We start from the raw sequence: 20,801 nt of genomic DNA on the forward strand, positions 1-20,801 counted from the left end.
GGGGCTTCGGCCCCTTTTTTAGGCTATGCTGAAACTGTCGTGAATTAATAAGTGAGTAAAGTATGCCGTCTTCAAGTGTAACCTTTCGTTTTTTAGCTGAACCTACCGATGTCAATTTTGGCGGTAAGGTTCATGGTGGTGTAGTAATGAAGTGGATTGACCAAGCTGGTTACGCCTGTGCTGCGGGTTGGAGCGGTCATTACTGCGTTACTGTGTCTGTTGCGGGTGTAAAGTTTCAGCGCCCTATTCTGGTTGGCCAAATAGTCGAAGTGAAAGCCAGTATCGCCCACACGGGTAAAACCAGCATGCAAATCTTTATTCAAGTACGTCGCGGAGACCCTAAAACACAAAATCTAGTTGAAACCAATCATTGTGTTATTAGTTTTATAGCGATGGATGAAGCAGGTTACCCCATCGAAGTGCCTTCATATACTGCCGTGACAGACGAAGAAAAGAAAATTGAAAACTATGCGATAAAAATGAAAGAGATCGCGATAGAAACAGAAACCCTGTTACAAAAAGCATAAAACTAAACCGATTTAAAAACTGCACCTAGTAACTTCTACAGATCACCCTGAAATTGTTACGACTGCCAAACTGAATGCCTGATTACAGTTTCAACAAACTGCGCAAAAAATCACTTAATGAAGCCTAAAAACAATACTTTAGGCTTTGTTTTGACCTTGGCATTGCCGTTGCAATACTCCTTGTGAATGACGCGAAACATTCGTTTATTTATTTTATAAAGGAGCTATTAAATGATTAAAGCAATTTCACTTTCTGCACTTTCTCTAGCACTACTAGGTTTTAATAATGCTGCACATGCAGATATTACCGAAATGGATTCTCCGCGTATTTATACCGGTATCGGCTACGGCCAATATTCTTTCCAATTTGAAGACAGCGAAAATGACACTGACTTCGATGATGATTCGCAAATGCTTAAAGGCTATATCGGTACTCAGTTTAACAAGTACTTAAGCCTGGAACTTGCGTATCAAAATTTTGATGAAGTAAGTGATATCGATTCAAAAGCTGAAATTGACGGTGTTTCACTTGCAGCACGTTTGGCAGCACCAATTACAGATAGCTTTTCTGTATATGCCAAAGGTGGCTGGCTAGAATGGGATGCTGAAATCGAGCAAGATTTAGGAGAGCTTGGTAGCATTAGTGCCGATACAGATGGCGGCGACGTGTTTTATGGTGCAGGTATTGAATATGCTTTCACAACAAACATGCAAGTTCGTTTAGAGTATGAACGCTATGAATTAGAAGATGACATTGACCCAGATATGGATGTAGCGTCTGTATCATTCCAATACATGTTTTAATTTAGACTATACAGTCTAATTATTATAAAGGCAGTCTCGACTGCCTTTTTTTACGTTTGCATGTAGAATGTCGGCAGATTTTCATAACGACAATGCACAATGAGCGAATACCAACTAACTGCCGTCGGCCACATTCAATCTCCATACAAACAAAAGTTTGCCATACCTCGCCAACCTCGTTTGGTTCCTGAAGCGAAAGCAAAGCTGGTATTTAGTAGCGATTTTAATCGTGAAGAGTTTGTACGCGGCCTCGATGAGTTTAGCCATATTTGGCTACTATTCAGATTTCATGAAACCGCTGATAAGGGGTATTCAGCGATGGTGAGACCCCCTCGCCTAGGTGGTAATGAACGTAAAGGTGTATTTGCGACACGTGCCACCTTTCGCCCCAATGCAATTGGCATGAGTGCCGTAAAATTAGAGGGCATCGAATATAAAAATGGTCAGTTAAGCTTGTTGTTATCCGGTATCGATTTACTTGATGGCACACCAATTTTAGATATTAAGCCTTACTTACCCTATTCAGATGCCATGACGGATGCCAGTGCTGGGTTTGCCGATACCCGACCAGAAACCGATATGAGTGTCGAGTTTAGCGAAGTAGCCCTTGCGTTTATCGAAAAACAGACCGAACAACCTGAATTAAAAGCGTTTATCACCAATGTATTAAAGCAAGATCCTCGCCCAGCTTATAAAAAACAACGCGAGTCTGATCAAAGCTACGGCATGACCCTATATGATTTTAATATTAGGTGGCATGTTCAAGATAATCATAATACAGTGACCAGCATTGAAAAATGCTAGCTTTTTTGCACTTTTTTTAACACATAGCGCTTTAGTGTCAGTGCGTCCACTGGTAAACTTAGCGCCTTGTTACTACTCAAACGTCTTGAGTAAACGATAATAATTTTAACACTACTTGGAATAGAGATGCGTACCAGTCAATATATACTCGCAACACTTAAAGAAACTCCGTCTGATGCAGAAATTGTTTCTCATCAATTAATGCTACGAGCAGGCATGATCCGCCGCGTTGCGTCGGGTTTGTATACATGGTTGCCCTCTGGTTTACGCGTACTTAAAAAAGTAGAAAACATTGTACGTGAAGAGATGGATAAAGCAGGCGCTATCGAAATGTTAATGCCAATTATCCAACCAGCTGATCTGTGGGAAGAGTCTGGTCGTTGGGAGCAATTCGGTCCTGAATTACTGCGTATCAATGACCGTCACAACCGCCCATTTGCCCTTGGTCCAACTCACGAAGAAGTGATCACTGATTTTGTGCGTAAAGAAGTGAGCTCTTATAAGCAATTACCACTTACTTTATATCAAGTACAAACTAAAGTACGTGACGAAGTTCGCCCTCGCTTTGGTGTAATGCGTGCCCGTGAATTCACCATGAAAGATGCTTACTCTTTCCACTTAAGTGATGAGTGTTTAGAGAAAACTTACCAAGTAATGCACAAAGCTTACTGTAATATCTTCGAGCGTCTTGGTCTTGATTACCGCCCTGTTATCGCGGATACCGGCTCTATCGGTGGTAGCGTTTCACATGAGTTCCATGTACTTGCAGAGTCAGGTGAAGATGCAATCGCATTTAGTGATGCAAGTGATTACGCTGCAAACATTGAAAAAGCAGAAGCATTAGCACCGGCTGAAGAACGCCCAGCAGCAAGCAAAGAGTTAAAAGCGTTCCCAACGCCTGATGCAAAAACCATAGCTGAGCTGAAAGAACATTATGGTGTTAAACCTCATCGCGGTGTTAAGACATTAATCGTGTATGGTGCGCCAGATGAAAACGAACAACGTGGTTTAGTTGCCCTTGTATTACGTGGCGACCATGAGTTAAACGAGCTAAAAGCTGAAAAACACCCACTAGTAGACTCACCGCTTGAAATGGCGAAAGAGGAAGATATCGTTGCTGCTATTGGTGCAAAACCAGGTTCATTAGGTCCAGTAGGCCTTACAATGCCAATCATTGTTGACCGCTCTGCTAATGTTTTAGCTGACTTTGTTGCGGGTGCAAACAAAGATGGCGAACACTTCAGTGGTATCAACTGGGATCGCGATGTAGAAAACTACGAAGTAGCCGATATTCGTAACATCGTTGAAGGTGACCCAAGCCCTTGTGGTCAAGGTACACTGCAAATCAAACGTGGTATTGAAGTGGGTCATATTTTCCAACTAGGGACTAAATACTCAGAAGCAATGAAAGCAGGCGTACTGAGTGAGTCTGGTAAAAACCAAATAATGACAATGGGTTGTTATGGTATTGGTGTTTCACGTATCGTCGCGGCGGCAATTGAGCAAAACAATGACCAATACGGTATTAAATGGCCACAACCAATCGCACCATTTGACTTAGCAATTGTACCAATGAACATGCATAAGTCTCATCGTATTCCTGATATCGCTGAAAACCTATACAAAGGCTTGAAAGAAGCCGGTTTAGACGTGTTATTTGATGACCGCAAAGAGCGCCCTGGTGTAATGTTTAACGATATGGAACTTCTAGGTGTACCTTTCACACTCGTTATTGGTGAGCGTAACCTAGACGAAAACAAGGTTGAACTTAAAAACCGTCGTACTGGTGAAAAGTTAATGCTTGATTTAGACACTGCAGTGGCAGAGATCGCAGCATTGACTAAAGGCTAATTTAGTCAGCTCTACAAAATATAAAAACCGCTTCGGCGGTTTTTTTGTTTTATTAATTGTCATAGATGTTTCGTTAAAGCGTCTTTTAACTGTCATCGTTCCTACCTAGCATTTACTTTATTACACCATGAGTAAATGCCATGAATAACACCACTTGCAGTAGTAAAACCCACTATTCTGCCGTTTGGATTTCCGACGTTCACTTAGGTTACAAAGACTGCCAAGCGCAGTACTTACTAGACTTTTTAAATGCCATTGAATGCGATGTACTGTATTTGGTCGGTGATATTGTTGATTTATGGTCAATGAAACGGCAATTTTTCTGGCACCCAAGCCATTACGATGTGCTAGCGCTTATTCAACAAAAAGCGAAAGATGGCACGCGCGTCATTTATATACCGGGAAACCATGACGAAACCTTTCGCCATTATGCTAATGATTCATTATTCGGTATCGAAGTACATAAGCAATATATCCATACCACAAAAGCCAACAAACGGTTTTTACTTCTACATGGCGACGATTTTGACTCAGCAACGCGTTACAACAAATTAATCAGTATTGCAGGCGATGCAGGATACGACTTTTTACTATTTTTAAATCGCTGGACTAATCGCATTCGCCGTTTATTTGGTGGTAATTATTGGTCATTGGCCTCTTGGATCAAAGCACGAGTGCATAAAGCGCGCGAAGCGATTGATGCATTTGAAAAAGCAGCCATTCACGAAGCAAAAAAACAAGCCGTCGATGGCATCATTTGTGGGCATATTCATCACCCAACCGTTAAAGTGGTTGATGGCATTTTATATTGCAATGATGGTGACTGGATTGAAAACTGTACTGCGTTAGTTGAAAACAGTGCTGGCCGTATTGAGCTACTACATTGGAGTGAAACACAAAAAGTGATTCACTCTGCAGACATTAGTACACTGACACCTAAACCTGCATTAAATAAAAACCAAGATGCCGCTTAAGCTTTCAGCCACATTGAGAGCTTTTTGCGCAATGTGGCTTGTTTAATGGGCTTGGTAATATAGTCATTCATGCCAACACTCAAGCATTTTTCTCTATCACCAGCCATGGCGCTTGCGGTCATCGCAATGATCACCACATCTTGATACCTTGGACCTGTTTTACCTTGTCGGATTGCTTTAGTACAGTCATAACCGTTTAAGTTTGGCATTTGGCAATCCATTAAAATCAGATCAAACTGAGTATCACTGTTGTTTAATACCTCAATTGCTTCTAGACCATCACCGGCAGACTCAATATGCACATGGCTATCTCTTAAAATCGCTTTGCTCACTTCAATGTTGATCATGTTATCGTCGACAATAAGCACTGAGCGAGATGTTAAATCCAGTTCAATACGTTCCTTTTCATCAGGGGATTTACGCTCAATTACAGAGTCTTTATCATTGAACAACACAGCCAGTTTATAAGCCAATTCATCCGGGGTCACTGGTTTTGCTATAACCGTACAGTTACCTGGTAATGTTTGCTTTTGCTTAAGAGATGCCATTACACCTAAAATTAATACATGTTTATCTGGATAGTGTGATGCTAAACCTAAAACAGTATTAAAATCAGGGTGTTTATGGTCGATAATAAGTAAGTCTAATTGTTTAAAGGCGTTTTCAGATACATCGGATAAACGTGTTATTGTAGGTCGATGATGCTGACATAGTGTTTCTAGTTGCAGCTCAACATTGCTAGCTAGTAAATCATAATGAAGCGCACAGCCTACTTGTTTATCATTAAGTAGATTGATCTGATGTTGACCTTTTGGCGATTCACTTATTGATACACAAATACTTGCCCAAAATCGGCTGCCCTGACCTTTTTCACTCTCTACGATAATATCGCCCCCCATTAACTGAGCGAGTTTTCGACTGATTGAAAGTCCTAAGCCACTACCGCCATAATGGCGCGTTGTACTTGAGTCTTCTTGTGTAAACACTTCGAACAATTTACTTTGGTTTTCTTTTGAAATACCAATACCTGTATCTTCAACAACAAAGCTTAGGCAAAGGGTATTGTGTGAATGCAGCTGCTCTTTTACCGTTAAGCTAACATGACCCTTGTGGGTAAATTTAAATGCATTACTCAATAAATTATTGAGAATTTGTTTTAAGCGGTGGCTATCACCCATCACGGTTCGCTGAGTAATAGCATGCGCATCAAACAGTATTTCAAGGCCTTTTTTCTGTCCTTGAACAGCCATAGACGTTATTAAATCACTGCACACTGAAACAACATCAAACGCGTGACTATCTAAATCAAGTTTACCAGCTTCTATTTTTGAAAAATCGAGAATGTCATTGATCAATGTCATCAATGAGTTTGCACTGGTATTCGCGTAGTGTAAGTATTGCATTTGCTGAGTAGATAATGGCTCTTCTTCAAGCATTTCCAGCATACCGAGAACACCGTTCATCGGAGTGCGGATTTCATGGGAGATATTAGCGACAAATTCACTTTTCGCTTTACTGGCCGCTAATGCTTCTTCGGTCGCCTTTTCAAGTTCTGCTGTGCGACTTTTTACTTTTTCTTCTAAAGTAACATTAAGCTTTTCAAGTTGATGTTGAGCGCACTTTAGTGAATCGATATTGCGCAGTATGGCAGCTATTTGGTACTGCTGTTTTGCAGCATCAAAGACTGGTGCCATAGTGATAGAAAAGTAGTGTGTGTTATCTTTGCTAATGTGGACTGCTTCAAACGAGCATCGCTGCCCCTCTTTTATGGCTTGTCCAATCCCTTGAAAATCTTCATCATTATAATTAAATAAAGTATCAAAATGGGTCGTTTGTTCTTTGATACCAAAAAATGTTTTTGCAGTTTCATTGGCATTACAAATAACGCCATTTGGCTGAACCATAATGATGGCATCTGTTGAGCTTTCAATTATTTTGCTGTTTTTTTCTTTTAAAAAACTGAGCTCAATTTTTCTGTTGATGTCACGTTGATACACTATAAATAACATCATGACTGCAAAAATAATTAAGCATAATATGCCAATAAACCTTAATCGCTTTTGATGTATTTCATTGAGCAATGTATCTGTATTTATTGAGACAGCCAATGTCAGTGGCTGCATTTGAACGCCATTGTTAAACTCAATAATTTTCTGAACATATAATTTTTCGGGCAAGTTAACTACATCAAAAAAATCAACGCCTGCCATTTGTTGTTCAGTACTAAACTCTTCAGACCAATAATGAGCATCATCCAGCTCAAAACTAAAACGGTATGATTCCTTTGGATGATAGATAAATTGTTGCTGCGCATTTAATAAATACATTGACAGATTATCAGCGGTGTTACTGGTAAGCTTATTAAGCAAATCGGCTGCATAATAGTTGAGGATCAACACTGCAAACGGCTTACCTTCATTATCTTTTACTAATTTGGCAATCCGATATGTACTGATATAAGGCTGTTGTAAACGGCCATTTTCACGATTGTAGTTAATGGGTGAAATGTAAATTTGGCCATTTTCAAGCTTTGCCGTAATTTGTATATAATCACGTTGGCCTTTGTGTTGTAACTTGTCATCAGCCACTCTATAAGCCTGACCATTTGAACTATCAACCCGCACAACTTCTTTGCCATTATCAGCAATATAAATGTACCGAGCTTGTGCGAGGTCTTTATCTGTTGACATAAAACCAGTAAAGATTTTTGCTAGGCGGTCTTTCCATGCTGAGATAGGCGTGCCTAAAACGGGATCTATATTTTGATCATTTGTAGCACGCATGATTGCAAGCACTGGCGGGGTTGAATCTAAGAAGTTAAGTGCTGAAATATTCTCTCTTAAACTTGTTTTTAATACACTTTCTTTAGTGTCGAGCTCTCGCTGCATCTGTTCAAAGGTGCGAGTGAACACATCTTCTCGTAGATCATATTCATATTTTACAGTAACAAAAATGCCCAATACTAAAAGAATACAGAATGCCAGTATTGGTAATTTATGACGTTGATAGAAATGCGCTGAATGTCCAGAATCCATTGAATCGAAAGCCTTCTTTTCTACTCTGCAATAGAGTATAGGAGAGATTGATAACAAAGGACGAGTATACAGAAAAAATATTAATTAATAAGAACTAGCAAGCACTTAGATAAGCTCATAAACAAATAAAGCACCAAAATGGTGCTTTATCATTAGGTAAAATCAATAAATCGCTTATCTAAATAAGACATCTTCTTTATTAAACCATTTAACACAAAATGCGAGTAATGCACCTGCGACAATCACTGTCGCTAGGAAAATTAAACCCACAAGTGTGTAATCGACGGTGCCTTTAATGATTTCTTTTATTGCCAGCGCAACGTTTGTCACTGGAATAAAAGCGGTTTTGCTCGTCAGTTCAACATTCGGCATTAAAGCAACCATAATTGGAAAAATGACACCCATGCTTAGTGGTGCCATGTAGTTTTGTGCTTCTTTAAAGGTTCGCGCATAAATAGAAATAGCCAGCGCTAATGATGAGAAGATTGCAGCTATAGGCAATAACAACACAAAAATCAGCCCTAAATCTAATACTGTTAAAGAGCTAAATGCGTTTTTAACAACTGCTAAATCTACAAATGCAATAGCCACTGATATCCACACCCCCATACTGAGAACGGTAATGGTGGTTGTTGCAATTGAAGAAGCGAGTAAAGTTACAAACTTACCTAATACAAGTTGTGTACGTGTGATTGGTGTAAGTAGAAGGGTTTCGAGTGTGCCTCTCTCTTTTTCACCAGCACCGAGATCAATCGCCGGATATGTTGCGCCCATTAATACGAGAGGAATGAGTAGGTAAGGAATAAATCCGCCAATTTTCTCACCGAGATTTTCACGTTTATCTGCTGTATCGACTTTCACCACTTTAATAGGCTCAATAATGGCGGCTTGCTGCTGCTCTGAAACACCAAAACTTAATAGCTTTGTCGTGCGCAGTTTATCGCCATACTCTTTTGCAAGCTCTTTTACACGGTCAAACAAAAAGTTAATCGCCTTAGCGTCGTTATAAACAACTTGCCATTCGCTTTGCTTAGCATCATCTAGTGTTTGCTTTGCGTCTGACGGTAAATAGATCCCCATGTCGATGGTGCCTGCTTTAACCGCTTTGGTGAGCTCTTCTACTGTATTAAAGGTTTCGTCGCCTTTATATAAAGCAAAGCTTTTATGGTAAAACACCTTATCTGTAAACTCTTGTGCATAGTTACCATTAATAATGGCGTAAGTGTGGACCTCTTGTTCTGCCTCTAACGCCGCTTGTGAACTGATAAAGGCCATTATTGCAAATAATAATGGGAAAACAGCAACTGGTAATGCGACCACGAAAATCAATGTTTTACGGTCACGCAAAAGCTCTCGTAATTCCTTTTTAAATACTTCAAACATCACGACTCTCCGTCAAAATATTCATAAACGCTTGGTTTAGCTCTTCGCTTTGACCCGTTTGTTTAAACTCATCTAAAGTGCCATCAAAGCAACTGATACCTTGGTTTATCACCGCAACACGGTCACACAGTAACGCAACTTCATCTAAATGGTGGGTTGAAAAAATAACCGGTGTACCCTGTTCTTTAAGGCCACGAATAAAGTTAATTACGGTTTGTGTAGTCATAATGTCTAAGCCAGTCGTTGGCTCATCGAGTATAACCACGTCAGGGTGATGAACGACTGCACGAGCAATATTGGCTTTTTGCTTCATACCCGTTGAGAGGTTTTCGGCGCGTTTATCAATAAAATTGTGCATATCAAGTAAGGAGAATAACTCGTCACAACGTGCTGCGACTGCTTTTTTACTCATGCCATGTAAGCGAGCAAAATACTCGACGTTTTCTTTGACCGTTAAACGACCGTATAAGCCTGTACTACCTGACAGAAATCCAATTGATTTGCGGCCAACTAAAGGCTTTTTAACAATATCGTGACCAGAAATGGTGATGCTGCCTTCATCGGGTTTTAATGCTGTTGAAATCATTCTAAGGGTGGTTGTTTTACCAGCACCATTTGGGCCGAGTAAACCGAGCACTTCACCTTTGTTACATTGAAAGCTGACGTCTCTTACAGAATGAAAAAACTCTTTATCTTCACGGGGATCTATGTTGTCCGTTTTATTTTTTTTATGATCTTTTGTTAGCTTAAACTTCTTTTTAAGCCCTGCCACTTCAATCATGTGCGTTTCCTTCGTTTCGGTCTAAAGTAATCAGTGTTACTGTAAAATTCTGGATTTTCATTGTCAGTCCACCATCCTGGTACGCCTAACAAGGGTAAAGGTGATAAATTTTTATTATCACGTAAACAATCATCGACTTTTATCATCTCATAAAGCCGTTGATCTAGATACGCATATTGCTCGCTTAAATCTTTACAAAATATGTCATTAGGTACAATTACAAATAATGCTTTACCCGTTAAACCAATATACGGCTGAGTAAGCATTTCGTAATTAGCATGACCAAACATAAATGGTCTAATACTCTTTCCCCATTGTTCACGTTGTTCTACAAAGGCCTGCTGCCATTGATGGTCGCGTAATTGCTGCTGCCAGCTTTGCTCAGTAATCGCGAGAACCACGCCGCATTCATCAAATAAAGTAAGCGCATTGCGGTGTTTACTACGCTCTTTTAGACCATGTAGTTTAATTTCTTCAATATGCTGATGATTGATCAAGGCTTTGGTTTTTGGGAATAAACACCAAATAAAGCCACCAAAAAGATCATGCCAATTTTGTTGTCTGGTTGGTACTTGCCCTGTCTCAAATATGATTTGCTCATAATAACGGGTTTCATCTGCAAACTTTTCATCTTCAACAAAACTAATCGCAGTGCCTTGTGACGTTTCGGCATTGAGGTATTGACTAAACCATTGGCAAGATGGCCAATCAGACAGTTTATCGATCTTAAATAGTGTTGCTAGGTCACTAAAAGCACCCGTTGTAAGGTATTGCGTTGACCATTGCTCAGGAGCAGTAAATCGTTTCATTGCTTAATTTTTAACTTCTTGATGTATTGTGGGTAGTTTACCGTAAAAACTGGTTCTCATTAATAGAACCTCATATACTAATGCCACCATAAAACAAAAAAAGAGCTATTATGAAACGCTATTTTCCACTCACAGTACTTGCAAGTGCCATTCTTGCTGGCTGTGCTTCAACAAGTATCACATCAAGTGATGTCGAAAAAGCCTATCAAAGCATTAACGCAGAGCAACTTGCAGAGCACATTAAAGTGCTTGCGTCTGACGAGTTCGGTGGTCGTGCACCATCATCTAAAGGTGAAGAGCTCACGCTTGCCTATTTAACAGAGCAATTTAAAGCGCTTGGTTTCGAACCGGGTAACGGTGATAGCTTTTTACAAGAAGTACCGCTTGTTTCACTTGAAGCAGACTCAAACATGGTTCTTAGCATTGGCGGTAAAGACTACCAATACAAAAAAGACATGGTAATGGGTAGCAGCCGTATTAGTGCAAAACACAGTATTAAAGATTCTGAATTAGTATTCGTTGGCTACGGTGTTAATGCACCAGAGTACAACTGGAACGACTACGAAGGTTTAGATGTCAAAGGCAAAACTGTTGTGATGCTGGTAAACGATCCAGGTTTTGCAACTAAAAACCCTGATTTATTCACGGGCGATGCCATGACCTATTACGGTCGTTGGACGTACAAATATGAAGAAGCAAGCCGTCAAGGTGCAGCAGGTGCGATTATCATCCACGAAACAGCACCAGCTTCTTATCCATGGTCTGTTGTTGAAAACTCATGGAGCGGTGAGCAATTTGGTTTCCAAAAAGAAAATAACAACATGGATCGTGTGGCTGTTGAAGGCTGGGTAACAACTGATGTTGCTAAAGAGCTTTTCACAAAAGCAGGCTTAGATTTCGATACCATGAAAGCTAATGCGGCAAAAGGCGCTTACCATGTTGATATGGGCGACCTAACTGCGAGCGTTGAAGTAAACAACACAATCAAAAAATCAATTTCGTATAACTTTATCGCGACGTTACCGGGTAGCGAAAAGCCTAATGAGCACATCATTTACTCTGCTCACTGGGATCACCTTGGTACTGATAAAACCCGCAAAGGCGACCAAATCTATAATGGTGCCCACGATAATGCGACAGGCACAGCGGGTTTAATTGAAGTTGCAGAAGCATTTGCTACTTTACCTGAGCACCCTAGTCGCTCAATGACATTCTTAGCTGTTACTGCAGAAGAACAAGGGCTACTTGGCTCAAAGTATTACGCTGCACATCCAGTGATCCCTGCGTCTCAAACGGTTGCTAACATCAATATGGATAGCTTAAACCTATTAGGTAAGGTAAAAGACATCAGTGTTGTTGGTATTGGTAAATCAGAAATGGATAGCCTGCTAGAAACAGCTGCAAAAGCACAAGGTCGTACAGTATCTGGCGATCCTAAACCGTCTTCAGGTGGTTACTACCGCTCTGATCACTTTGCATTTGCAAACATGGGTGTCCCAGCAATGTATGCCGGTGGTGGTAGTGAAGCTCTTGATGAAGAAACTGCAAATTACCGTAAGCGTATGAGCCTAGTGCTTCGTGGTTGTTACCATCAGCCATGTGACCGTTACCGCGATGAGTGGGATTTATCAGGTGCCGTTCAGGACCTTCAGTTATTCTATCAAGTAGGTTTTGATATCTCTGAACGTAAAGAATGGCCGACTTGGAATGCGACTTCTGAGTTCCAACGCAAATAGATGTAAATGAGATTGATTTTCATTTAATTTGATACTACAGTGTAACCTGATTAATTGATAGGTTGCACTGTATGCTTTCATTGACACAAACGAGGTTTTTTCCACACAAAGCGAGGTGTTATATTACGGACAATAAACGCTTATTTTTACCTCTTTTATTGCTAATAGCCCTAGCAATACCTGCAACCCGAGAGTTTACCCTACAAGCATTAAGTGATGCTTTTTTTCAAGTATCTGTGTTTGTTGCAGCCACCTTATTAATCTATTACTACCTTATTGATCGACTTCCTCAATTGCAGCTTAGCTATTTACGCGCTAAATCAGGCATTTTAGAGGTGAGTTTTGCGTCTATTTTAGGTGCTTTACCTGGCTGTGGGGGTGCGATAATCGTTGTAACCCAATTTACCAAAAAGCAAGCTAGCTTTGGCTCTGTCGTTGCCGTATTAACAGCAACCATGGGCGATGCCGCCTTTTTACTTTTAGCAACCCGCCCGCTTGATGGTTTATTAATGATGTTTATCGGTGTTGCAGTGGGTATTATTAGCGGTCAGATAGTTAATACCTTTCATAACCCCAATCAATTTCAACCTGATGAAGCGGGTGAATATAGCGAGCAGCCACAATGCCAACCAAGGGCTTTGAAGTTTAGCCGACCTATTTGGAAATTTACCTTAGTACCAAGCTTAATTATTGCTTCTGTCATAGCGACCAACTCTGATCTTAGCGCATTTAGTCATAGCGCTAACACTGGCATCACCCTGTTTGGCTCAATCATGGCACTTTTTACTGTGGTTGTATGGGCACTTTCATCAAAAGGCAGCAGTTATAAACAAGTAACCAGTGAAGAAGCGCCTTGCACACCTCCCTCAAAACTCACGAAAGTGTTAATGGACACGCACTTTGTTACTGCCTGGGTTGTTGCCAGTTTTATGCTGTTTGAAATTCTCGTTAACCTAGTTGGTGTTGATTTAACAGCCTGGTTTTCTGAGTATGCTTATCTTGCACCGCTGGTGGCTGTGGCTATTGGCTTATTACCTGGCTGCGGGCCACAAATTGTTGTGATGACACTGTATATACAAGGTATTATTCCATTTAGTGCGATGGCGGCCAATGCAATTTCAAATGATGGCGATGCCCTATTCCCAGCTATCGCCTTAGCACCAAAAGCTGCACTAATGGCGACAGTGTATTCAACAATACCTGCGCTGTTACTCGGTTATGGGCTGTATTTTTACGGCATATAATCCGTAGCATTAAAAAAACCAGCCAAGGCTGGTTTTTTAATGCTTACTGATTTAGCTCATCGCCATCATCATTTTTGCAGGATCTTCTAAATAAGACTTCCACAAGTTGTTGAAGCGAGCAATTGTTCCGCCATCAATCACACGGTGATCACCAGACCAACTTACTTGCATAATTGCTGCTGAAATCACATTACCTTGCGCATCAAAGCGAGGTAAATGTTGAAGTTTACCTAAAGCAACAATCGCTACTTCAGGTTTATTGATGATCGGGGTTGCAATTGTGCCACCAATCGCACCGATGTTAGAAATGCTAATAGTGCCGCCTTTCAAATCATCTGGTGAAACACGACCATCACGTGCCGCTTCAGTTAAGCGGGTAACTTCGTTAGCAACATCGACAATACTCTTAGATTGACATGATTTAATGTTTGGTACGAGTAAACCAATCTTAGAATCAACGGCCATACCGATGTTATGATCATCAAAGTAAGTTAGCTCGCTACAATCATCATTCACTTGCGAGTTAAGCACTGGGAATTGCTTAATCGCTAACGACAGTGCTTTGATAAAGAACGGCATCATCGTGAGCTTAACGCCCTGTTGCTTATACTGCTCTTTTAGCTCACTTCGCATTGCAATCAGTTTAGTGAGGTCAATTTCATCACAGAAAGTAAAGTGAGGAATTGTCGAAACTGAGGCAACCATTTGCTTCGCCATTGCCGCTTTAATGCCTTTAATTGACTCAACACGACGACCACCAGCAGACGCAATAGTTGATACAGGCTCTGCCGCTTTTGGCGCAGCTTGTTGTGATGCTGCTTGGCTTGGCATTTCATTCAAGAAATCTTCGATATCTTGCTTATAAATACGGCCATTTTTACCAGAGCCTGGTACTTGTGTTAAATCAACATCAAGTTCGCGGGCTTTACGACGAACAGCCGGTGAAGCAACTGCTTTCTTATTAAGTTGTTTGCTAGAGTTTGTTGAAGCCGCAGGCTTCTGTGCAGGTTTAGTCGCTGCATTTGTTTGTGCTTTAACTACCGCTGAGCTTACATCTGGCTCTGCGCTTTGGCCGGCAATGCTCATTTGGAATAATGGGCTGTGAACCGCCGCAATATCGCCTTTTTGATAATAAAGCTTTTCTACTTTACCTGTGTATTTAGCCGGAATTTGCACCAATGCTTTGTCTGTCATAACATCACACACAGCTTGGTCTTCAACGATTTCGTCACCTTCACTGACTAACCACTCAACAATTTCACACTCGACAATACCTTCACCGATATCTGGTAAAATAAAGTCTTCTAAGTGTTCAGCCGACCCTGTTGTAACTGCTGGAGCTTGCGTTTCTTCACTTTGTGTTGGTGCTTCGCCATCAACATCCATAGCAAATAATGGCGCATGAACTTTTGCAATATCACCTTTTGCATAATAAAGCTTACTGATCACACCATCATGAACAGCAGGAATTTGCACAAGCGCCTTGTCGGTCATAACATCACAAATAGGCTGATCTTCTTTTACTGACTCGCCCTCTGCCACTAACCATTCAACAATTTCACACTCTACGATGCCTTCGCCGATATCTGGCAAGATAAAATCTTTAGACATACTGACTCCTAAAACTCTACTGATTGCTTAATCGCAGCAAGCACTTTAAGTGCATCCGGCACATATTCTTTTTCAAGTGCTAATGGGTATGGTGTATCTAAACCACACACGCGAGCAATTGGCGATTCAAGGTGCAAGAAACACTCTTGTTGAATTGTTGCAACGATTTCTGCACCAAAACCATTGGTAATAGGTGCCTCATGGCTAACCACTAAACGACCCGTTTTGGTCACTGATTTAGCAATAGTCTCAACATCCCACGGTAAAATGGTACGTAGGTCGATTACTTCACAGCTAATACCTTGCTCTGCTGCTTTTTTAGCGGCATCTTCGATGATTTCCATCTGCGCACCCCAAGCAAGTACAGTGACATCAGTGCCTTCTTGTACGATTTCAGCTTTACCAAGCTCAATGCTGTAATCTTCTTCTGGTACTTCGCCAGTTGATGCACGGTATAAACGTTTCGGCTCAAAGAAAATAACAGGGTTATTGTCTTTGATTGAAGCACGAAGTAAGCCTTTTGCTTGATACGGGTTACGCGGTACAACCAACTTCAAACCTGGTGTATGAGCAAAATAAGCTTCTGGTGATTGAGAGTGATATAAACCACCCGCAATACCACCGCCGTAAGGGGTGCGAATTGTTAGGTTGCCAACATTAAATTCATTACCGCTACGGTAACGGAACTTAGCTGATTCATTCACGATTTGGTCAAATGCAGGGAAAATATAATCAGCAAATTGAATTTCAGCTAAAGCTGGTGCACCAAATGCCGCTAAGCCATTGGCAAAACCTAAAATACCTTGTTCTGTTAATGGTGTATTGAACACACGGTGCTTACCATATTTTTCTTGTAAGCCGGATGTAGCACGGAATACACCACCAAAATAACCAACATCTTCACCAAAAATACAGGCATTTGGATGCTCTGCCATAGTGATATCAAGGGCAGAGTTAATTGCATGAAGCATGTTCATTTTAGCCATTACTTTAATCTCCCTGCAGTTGTTGGATAAGCATCAGGATGCTGCAAAATATGTTCTTTTAATTGTTCGTATTGTTTTTGCAGTGATGGAATTGGCGTATCGTATACGTCAGAAATAAGCTCTTCTAAAGCAGGTTTTGCAACCTTCTCTGCACGCTTAAGAGCCGCTAAGATCTCTTCACGAATAGCTTCTTTATCTTTAGCGTCTTGCGCCTCGTCTAACCAACCTTGCTTTAATAACCATTTGCGGAAACGCTCGATTGGACAGCCTTTATGTTTCGCTTCTTCATCTTTACTACGGTAACCGCTTGGATCGTCACTGGTTGAGTGAGCACCTAGACGATAGGCTATCGATTCAATTAAAACTGGTTCGCCTTTAGTAGTCGCGATTTCACGGGCTTTTTTCGTTGCTGCATAAACAGCAAGTGCATCAGCACCATCAACACGGATTGTTTTAATGCCGTAACCAACACCACGTGATGCAATACCATCGCCTTTAAACTGCTCTTCTGCAGGTGTTGAAATCGCATAGCCGTTATTACGTGCAAAGAAGATAACAGGTGCTTCATGTACCGCAGCCATATTTAAACCAGCGTGGAAATCACCCTCAGAGGCAGCACCTTCACCGAAATAACAAATAGTGATGTTATCAATTGTGCTATTTAACTCGCCAGTTTGGGCATCGATATGACGTACTTTTTGACCGTACGCATAGCCTGTTGCTTGTGGAATTTGTGTACCAAGCGGTGATGAAATGGTCATGTAGTTAAGTTCGCGAGAGCCATAGTGAATTGGCATTTGGCGGCCTTTACCTAAATCTTTTTCATTTGAGAACATTTGGTTCATGAATTGGTCAAGACTAAAACCACGATAACGTAGAGCAGCTTGCTCACGGTATTGAGCCATGATCATGTCGTTTTGATCAAGGGCTGCTGCTGATGCAGTTACAGCCGCTTCTTCACCTAAACATTGCATGTAGAAGCTTACGCGACCTTGACGCTGTGCAGCCTGCATACGCTCATCCAGTGCACGAATAAAACGCATTGTCTCGTATAAACGGATTGCTGTTGCTTTGTCGATATCAGGTGCGGTTGCACCTTCGTAGATGTCGCCTTCCTCATTAAGAATGCTTAATGTAGGGATCGTTAATGCGTGACCATCAATAAATGACAGTTCATGATTAATGTTTAGCGATACGTTATTTGGATTACTCATAACCTACCTTCTTTCGTTGTCAGAAACCTACGCAACTGCCCTTATTTGTATTTTTATCAGCATAAGCTGTAAGGATAAAGTTTGCGCAATATTCAATCTAATTAAATTAAACTGCCGTCACTTTACGTTAACGTAAGTTGTTATTCAACTAATCATAGACGAATAGGCGCTAAATGGCTAAAAACGCATGGAAAGTTAACTATACAACACAATAAAACATTAAAAGTCATACAGTTAACTTAATTTAGATGGGTGTTAATGCAGAGATTTTAAATAAAGTTTCTATCAACTTGCATTGGGATAACGGTAAGCAAAGCGCGCTGACCCAAGGCTACATCTGCGTTTGGGAAGATAATTGCTTCACCGTCTAAATCCGCTTCATATCTGGTCTGACCATCTACAGCTAATAATTCCCCCTTCGCAAACCCGGTGAAATTTTCGACATCATCAGCAAATGGAAAACTAAAGTCTTCGCAAGTACGGTTTATTGTTCTATAAACTGAAAACAACTCAAAGTCTTCTGCATTGAATTCTTTGTATTTAACAGATTCTTGGCTAATTAATGCAATTAAAGTTTGTTTGGTTTTCTCAAATCGTGACATGTCGTTTTCACCAAATGGCTTTACTTGGCCTAGTTCAACAGTAAACGAATCAGCGCCATGTACAAACGATGAGTAGTAACTAAAGGTGGTAGCTGCAGATTTCATCATTAATACTGTATTTACGCCACAGCTAAGTAGAAATTGCAGTTGTGATTTTTTCCATGGTTTACCATGTAAGAAAGGATACACTGCGAACTTTTCATTTTTAGAGCCACGAATTGCCGTATGTAGATCATAATGAAAACGCTCACTCCCCTCGCTGCCTCTAGCAAAGAAATCAGCAACCACATCTTCAAGTAGCTTTGCACGCACTCGCTCAGGGTTTGAGGCAATACCTTCTACAGTATGATGACCATTAAACAAGCGGTTTAAGTTTTCATCGACAAAACGTTTACCGATATTAATTGATTTAGGATTACCATAAATAAACAAAACACGCTGCTTTAGTTCAAGTTCGTTTGTAATGATTGACTTAATTAATTGATCGCAGATCTCAATTGGCGCAGTTTCGTTACCATGGATAGCACTTGAAAGCACAATATCTTTGTTTGTTTGCTGTGTTGGTTGAAACTCAATGATACCCGTATCATGAATTGTGACCTCTGTGCCATTTTCAAGGGTGAATGACGTTGGCTCAAGTGAAAATTCATTGCTGCGAGTGAGTGTTAAGAAGTCGCCGGTAGATTTTAATTCGTCGAGATATGACGGGGTTGAATAGCTCATTGTTCTATCCTAAAAATGCGTGAGAGTAGAATACAAAAACGGCTGATAATATCAGCCGTTTTGATAGATAAAAAAAGATTAGCTAATTACTGAATCAACCAGTTTCTTTGCTTCTTTTTCTAATAATGCTAGATGTTCTTCACCTTTGAATGATTCAAGGTAAATTTTATAGATGTCTTCGGTACCTGATGGACGTGCTGCAAACCAACCATTTTCAGTCACAACCTTTAAACCACCAATAGCAGCATTGTTACCCGGTGCATGAGTCAGCTTTTGTGTAATAGCGTCTCCTGCTAACGTGCTAGCAGTCACATCATCTGCTGATAACGCTTTTAAACGTGATTTCTGCTCAGCATTCGCTGGTGCATCAATACGTTTATAAATAGGTGCACCGAACTCTTGTTCAAGCTGTTTGTAAAGCTGCGACGGTGTTTTACCCGTTACTGCTAAAATCTCAGCAGCAAGTAGACCTAAAATAAAGCCATCTTTATCTGTGTTCCAAACTGTACCATCGAAGCGTAAGAATGACGCCCCTGCACTTTCTTCACCACCAAAAGCAAGCGTACCTTTGCTTAAGCCTTCAACAAACCACTTAAAGCCTACTGGTACTTCTTTTACTTCGCGGTTATTACGTGCAACGACTTTATCAATCATACCGCTAGATACGAGCGTTTTACCAATTGCAACATCGTTTGACCATTCACGGTTATTTAGTAAGTAATCAATAGCGACCGCTAAAAAGTGATTTGGGTTCATTAAGCCGTCTGGCGTAACAATACCGTGACGGTCATAATCAGGGTCGTTACCAATGCCAATATCGTATTCATCTTTTAGAGCAATAAGGTTTGTCATTGCATAAGGAGATGAACAATCCATACGGATTTTGCCGTCTTTATCTAAAGGCATGAACGAGAATGTTGGATCAACAGACTTATTTACGACCGTTAAGTCTAAATTATATTTTTCTGCAATAACTGGCCAGAAGTTGATACCTGAACCACCTAGTGGATCCACACCAATTTTGATTTTTGCATCGCTAATCGCTTTTAAATTAACGATATTAACCAAATCATCAACATAAGGTGTAATCAAATCTTGATACTTAATAAAGCCAGAGCGTGATGCTTTTGCGTAAGGGAATAACTCCACTTCAACTAAGTCTTCTAAAAGTAATTGATTTGCTCTGTCTTCAATCCACTTTGTTACATCAGTATCAGCTGGACCACCATTTGGCGGATTATATTTAAAGCCGCCATCTTCTGGTGGATTATGTGAAGGTGTTACCACAATACCATCAGCAAGTTCATTTGGGTTTGCTTTGTTATGGCAAACAACAGCATGGCTGATCACGGGTGTTGGTGTGTAGTCATCATTTTCTTGTGTAATGACTTGTACTTCGTTCGCTACAAGTACTTCAATTGCAGAATTAAAAGCTGCTTCACTTAACGCGTGAGTATCTTTACCTAAGAAAAGTGGGCCAAAAATATTGTTTTCTTTACGGTAATCACAAATTGCTTGCGTGATCGCTAAAATATGCGATTCATTAAATTTTACATCGAACGAACAACCACGATGGCCAGACGTACCAAATGCAACGCAATGTTCTGGATTTTGTTCTAGGTCTGGTTCATTTAAGTAATAAGCTGAGATCAGTTTTGGTACATTCACTAAGCTTTCTTGCGGTGCAGGCTTGCCTGCATCTGGATGAATCGCCATA

At 40.6% G+C, this 20,801-nt stretch carries 16 protein-coding genes; 7 read left to right on the forward strand and 9 right to left on the reverse strand.

The window, feature by feature from the left end; all coding sequences use genetic code 11:
- The first annotated feature begins 62 nt into the window (after window positions 1-62).
- From P4S60_RS07935 to P4S60_RS07955, 5 genes are all read left to right on the forward strand, one after another.
- The gene (locus P4S60_RS07935; protein WP_337115579.1) at window positions 63-527 is read left to right on the forward strand and encodes an acyl-CoA thioesterase; all 465 of its coding nucleotides are present in this window, start codon (window positions 63-65) and stop codon (window positions 525-527) included.
- A gap of 231 nt (window positions 528-758) precedes the next feature.
- Window positions 759-1,331, forward strand: a complete 573-nt coding sequence (locus tag P4S60_RS07940; RefSeq protein WP_063705094.1) for an outer membrane beta-barrel protein — start codon at window positions 759-761, stop codon at window positions 1,329-1,331.
- A 99-nt stretch (window positions 1,332-1,430) separates the two neighbouring features.
- On the forward strand, window positions 1,431-2,135 hold the full coding sequence (gene tsaA / locus P4S60_RS07945; RefSeq protein ID WP_337115580.1) for a tRNA (N6-threonylcarbamoyladenosine(37)-N6)-methyltransferase TrmO: 705 nt from the start codon (window positions 1,431-1,433) through the stop codon (window positions 2,133-2,135).
- Between the two features lie 126 nt (window positions 2,136-2,261).
- A complete protein-coding gene (locus P4S60_RS07950) occupies window positions 2,262-3,986 on the forward strand; it encodes a proline--tRNA ligase (RefSeq protein ID WP_337115581.1) in 1,725 nt (574 codons plus the stop codon).
- Between the two features lie 140 nt (window positions 3,987-4,126).
- On the forward strand, window positions 4,127-4,960 hold the full coding sequence (locus tag P4S60_RS07955; protein WP_337115582.1) for a UDP-2,3-diacylglucosamine diphosphatase: 834 nt from the start codon (window positions 4,127-4,129) through the stop codon (window positions 4,958-4,960).
- Here P4S60_RS07955 and P4S60_RS07960 read toward each other — a convergent pair.
- The 4 genes from P4S60_RS07960 to P4S60_RS07975 form a co-directional block, all read right to left on the reverse strand.
- Window positions 4,957-7,995 carry an ATP-binding protein gene (locus P4S60_RS07960; RefSeq protein WP_337115583.1) on the reverse strand — a complete coding sequence of 1,013 codons (3,039 nt, stop codon included), beginning with the start codon at window positions 7,993-7,995 and terminating at the stop codon, window positions 4,957-4,959. The genes P4S60_RS07955 and P4S60_RS07960 overlap by 4 nt on opposite strands.
- Window positions 7,996-8,169: 174 nt before the next feature.
- Window positions 8,170-9,378 (reverse strand): ABC transporter permease, encoded by a 1,209-nt coding sequence (locus tag P4S60_RS07965; protein WP_063705085.1) that lies wholly within the window; start codon window positions 9,376-9,378, stop codon window positions 8,170-8,172.
- The gene (locus P4S60_RS07970) at window positions 9,371-10,159 is read right to left on the reverse strand and encodes an ABC transporter ATP-binding protein (RefSeq protein ID WP_337115584.1); all 789 of its coding nucleotides are present in this window, start codon (window positions 10,157-10,159) and stop codon (window positions 9,371-9,373) included. Before P4S60_RS07970 ends, P4S60_RS07965 begins: the two co-directional genes overlap by 8 nt.
- Complete coding sequence (locus tag P4S60_RS07975) at window positions 10,156-10,968, reverse strand: DUF3025 domain-containing protein (protein ID WP_063705081.1); 813 nt, start codon at window positions 10,966-10,968, stop codon at window positions 10,156-10,158. Before P4S60_RS07975 ends, P4S60_RS07970 begins: the two co-directional genes overlap by 4 nt.
- A gap of 110 nt (window positions 10,969-11,078) precedes the next feature.
- On the opposite strand from P4S60_RS07975, the gene P4S60_RS07980 reads away from it, so the two are divergent.
- Together P4S60_RS07980 and P4S60_RS07985 are read left to right on the forward strand one after the other, a co-directional pair.
- The gene (locus tag P4S60_RS07980) at window positions 11,079-12,704 is read left to right on the forward strand and encodes a M28 family metallopeptidase (RefSeq protein WP_337115585.1); all 1,626 of its coding nucleotides are present in this window, start codon (window positions 11,079-11,081) and stop codon (window positions 12,702-12,704) included.
- 71 nt (window positions 12,705-12,775) lie between these two features.
- Window positions 12,776-13,948: a putative manganese transporter gene (locus P4S60_RS07985; RefSeq protein WP_337115586.1), complete on the forward strand. Its 1,173-nt coding sequence runs from the start codon at window positions 12,776-12,778 to the stop codon at window positions 13,946-13,948.
- A gap of 51 nt (window positions 13,949-13,999) precedes the next feature.
- On the opposite strand, the gene P4S60_RS07990 is transcribed toward P4S60_RS07985, so the two are convergent.
- The 5 genes from P4S60_RS07990 to pgm form a co-directional block, all read right to left on the reverse strand.
- The gene (locus P4S60_RS07990; RefSeq protein WP_337115587.1) at window positions 14,000-15,559 is read right to left on the reverse strand and encodes a dihydrolipoyllysine-residue acetyltransferase; all 1,560 of its coding nucleotides are present in this window, start codon (window positions 15,557-15,559) and stop codon (window positions 14,000-14,002) included.
- Window positions 15,560-15,567: 8 nt separating this feature from the next.
- The gene (locus P4S60_RS07995) at window positions 15,568-16,545 is read right to left on the reverse strand and encodes an alpha-ketoacid dehydrogenase subunit beta (RefSeq protein WP_337115588.1); all 978 of its coding nucleotides are present in this window, start codon (window positions 16,543-16,545) and stop codon (window positions 15,568-15,570) included.
- Entirely contained in the window at window positions 16,545-17,759 is a 1,215-nt protein-coding gene (locus P4S60_RS08000) for a thiamine pyrophosphate-dependent dehydrogenase E1 component subunit alpha (RefSeq protein WP_337115589.1), read from the reverse strand. Before P4S60_RS08000 ends, P4S60_RS07995 begins: the two co-directional genes overlap by 1 nt.
- Window positions 17,760-18,028: 269 nt before the next feature.
- Window positions 18,029-19,084: a succinylglutamate desuccinylase gene (gene astE / locus P4S60_RS08005; protein WP_337115590.1), complete on the reverse strand. Its 1,056-nt coding sequence runs from the start codon at window positions 19,082-19,084 to the stop codon at window positions 18,029-18,031.
- A 78-nt stretch (window positions 19,085-19,162) separates the two neighbouring features.
- Window positions 19,163-20,800 carry a phosphoglucomutase (alpha-D-glucose-1,6-bisphosphate-dependent) gene (gene pgm / locus P4S60_RS08010; RefSeq protein ID WP_337115591.1) on the reverse strand — a complete coding sequence of 546 codons (1,638 nt, stop codon included), beginning with the start codon at window positions 20,798-20,800 and terminating at the stop codon, window positions 19,163-19,165.
- Window position 20,801: the final 1 nt, after the last annotated feature.

The organism is Pseudoalteromonas sp. Hal040 (genome assembly GCF_037162425.1).
GTDB classification, from domain to species: Bacteria; Pseudomonadota; Gammaproteobacteria; order Enterobacterales; family Alteromonadaceae; genus Pseudoalteromonas; species Pseudoalteromonas gelatinilytica.

What these genes read in the sequence shown, in the direction of transcription:
- P4S60_RS08000 (WP_337115589.1), bottom strand. Translation starts at nt 17,759, where the DNA reads ATGAGTAATCCAAATAACGTATCGCTAAACATTAATCATGAACTGTCA.
- P4S60_RS07960 (WP_337115583.1), bottom strand. Translation starts at nt 7,995, where the DNA reads ATGGATTCTGGACATTCAGCGCATTTCTATCAACGTCATAAATTACCA.
- P4S60_RS07995 (WP_337115588.1), bottom strand. Translation starts at nt 16,545, where the DNA reads ATGGCTAAAATGAACATGCTTCATGCAATTAACTCTGCCCTTGATATC.
- astE (WP_337115590.1), bottom strand. Translation starts at nt 19,084, where the DNA reads ATGAGCTATTCAACCCCGTCATATCTCGACGAATTAAAATCTACCGGC.
- tsaA (WP_337115580.1), top strand. Translation starts at nt 1,431, where the DNA reads ATGAGCGAATACCAACTAACTGCCGTCGGCCACATTCAATCTCCATAC.
- P4S60_RS07980 (WP_337115585.1), top strand. Translation starts at nt 11,079, where the DNA reads ATGAAACGCTATTTTCCACTCACAGTACTTGCAAGTGCCATTCTTGCT.
- P4S60_RS07985 (WP_337115586.1), top strand. Translation starts at nt 12,776, where the DNA reads ATGCTTTCATTGACACAAACGAGGTTTTTTCCACACAAAGCGAGGTGT.
- pgm (WP_337115591.1), bottom strand. Translation starts at nt 20,800, where the DNA reads ATGGCGATTCATCCAGATGCAGGCAAGCCTGCACCGCAAGAAAGCTTA.
- P4S60_RS07970 (WP_337115584.1), bottom strand. Translation starts at nt 10,159, where the DNA reads ATGATTGAAGTGGCAGGGCTTAAAAAGAAGTTTAAGCTAACAAAAGAT.
- P4S60_RS07940 (WP_063705094.1), top strand. Translation starts at nt 759, where the DNA reads ATGATTAAAGCAATTTCACTTTCTGCACTTTCTCTAGCACTACTAGGT.
- P4S60_RS07935 (WP_337115579.1), top strand. Translation starts at nt 63, where the DNA reads ATGCCGTCTTCAAGTGTAACCTTTCGTTTTTTAGCTGAACCTACCGAT.
- P4S60_RS07975 (WP_063705081.1), bottom strand. Translation starts at nt 10,968, where the DNA reads ATGAAACGATTTACTGCTCCTGAGCAATGGTCAACGCAATACCTTACA.
- P4S60_RS07950 (WP_337115581.1), top strand. Translation starts at nt 2,262, where the DNA reads ATGCGTACCAGTCAATATATACTCGCAACACTTAAAGAAACTCCGTCT.
- P4S60_RS07965 (WP_063705085.1), bottom strand. Translation starts at nt 9,378, where the DNA reads ATGTTTGAAGTATTTAAAAAGGAATTACGAGAGCTTTTGCGTGACCGT.
- P4S60_RS07990 (WP_337115587.1), bottom strand. Translation starts at nt 15,559, where the DNA reads ATGTCTAAAGATTTTATCTTGCCAGATATCGGCGAAGGCATCGTAGAG.
- P4S60_RS07955 (WP_337115582.1), top strand. Translation starts at nt 4,127, where the DNA reads ATGAATAACACCACTTGCAGTAGTAAAACCCACTATTCTGCCGTTTGG.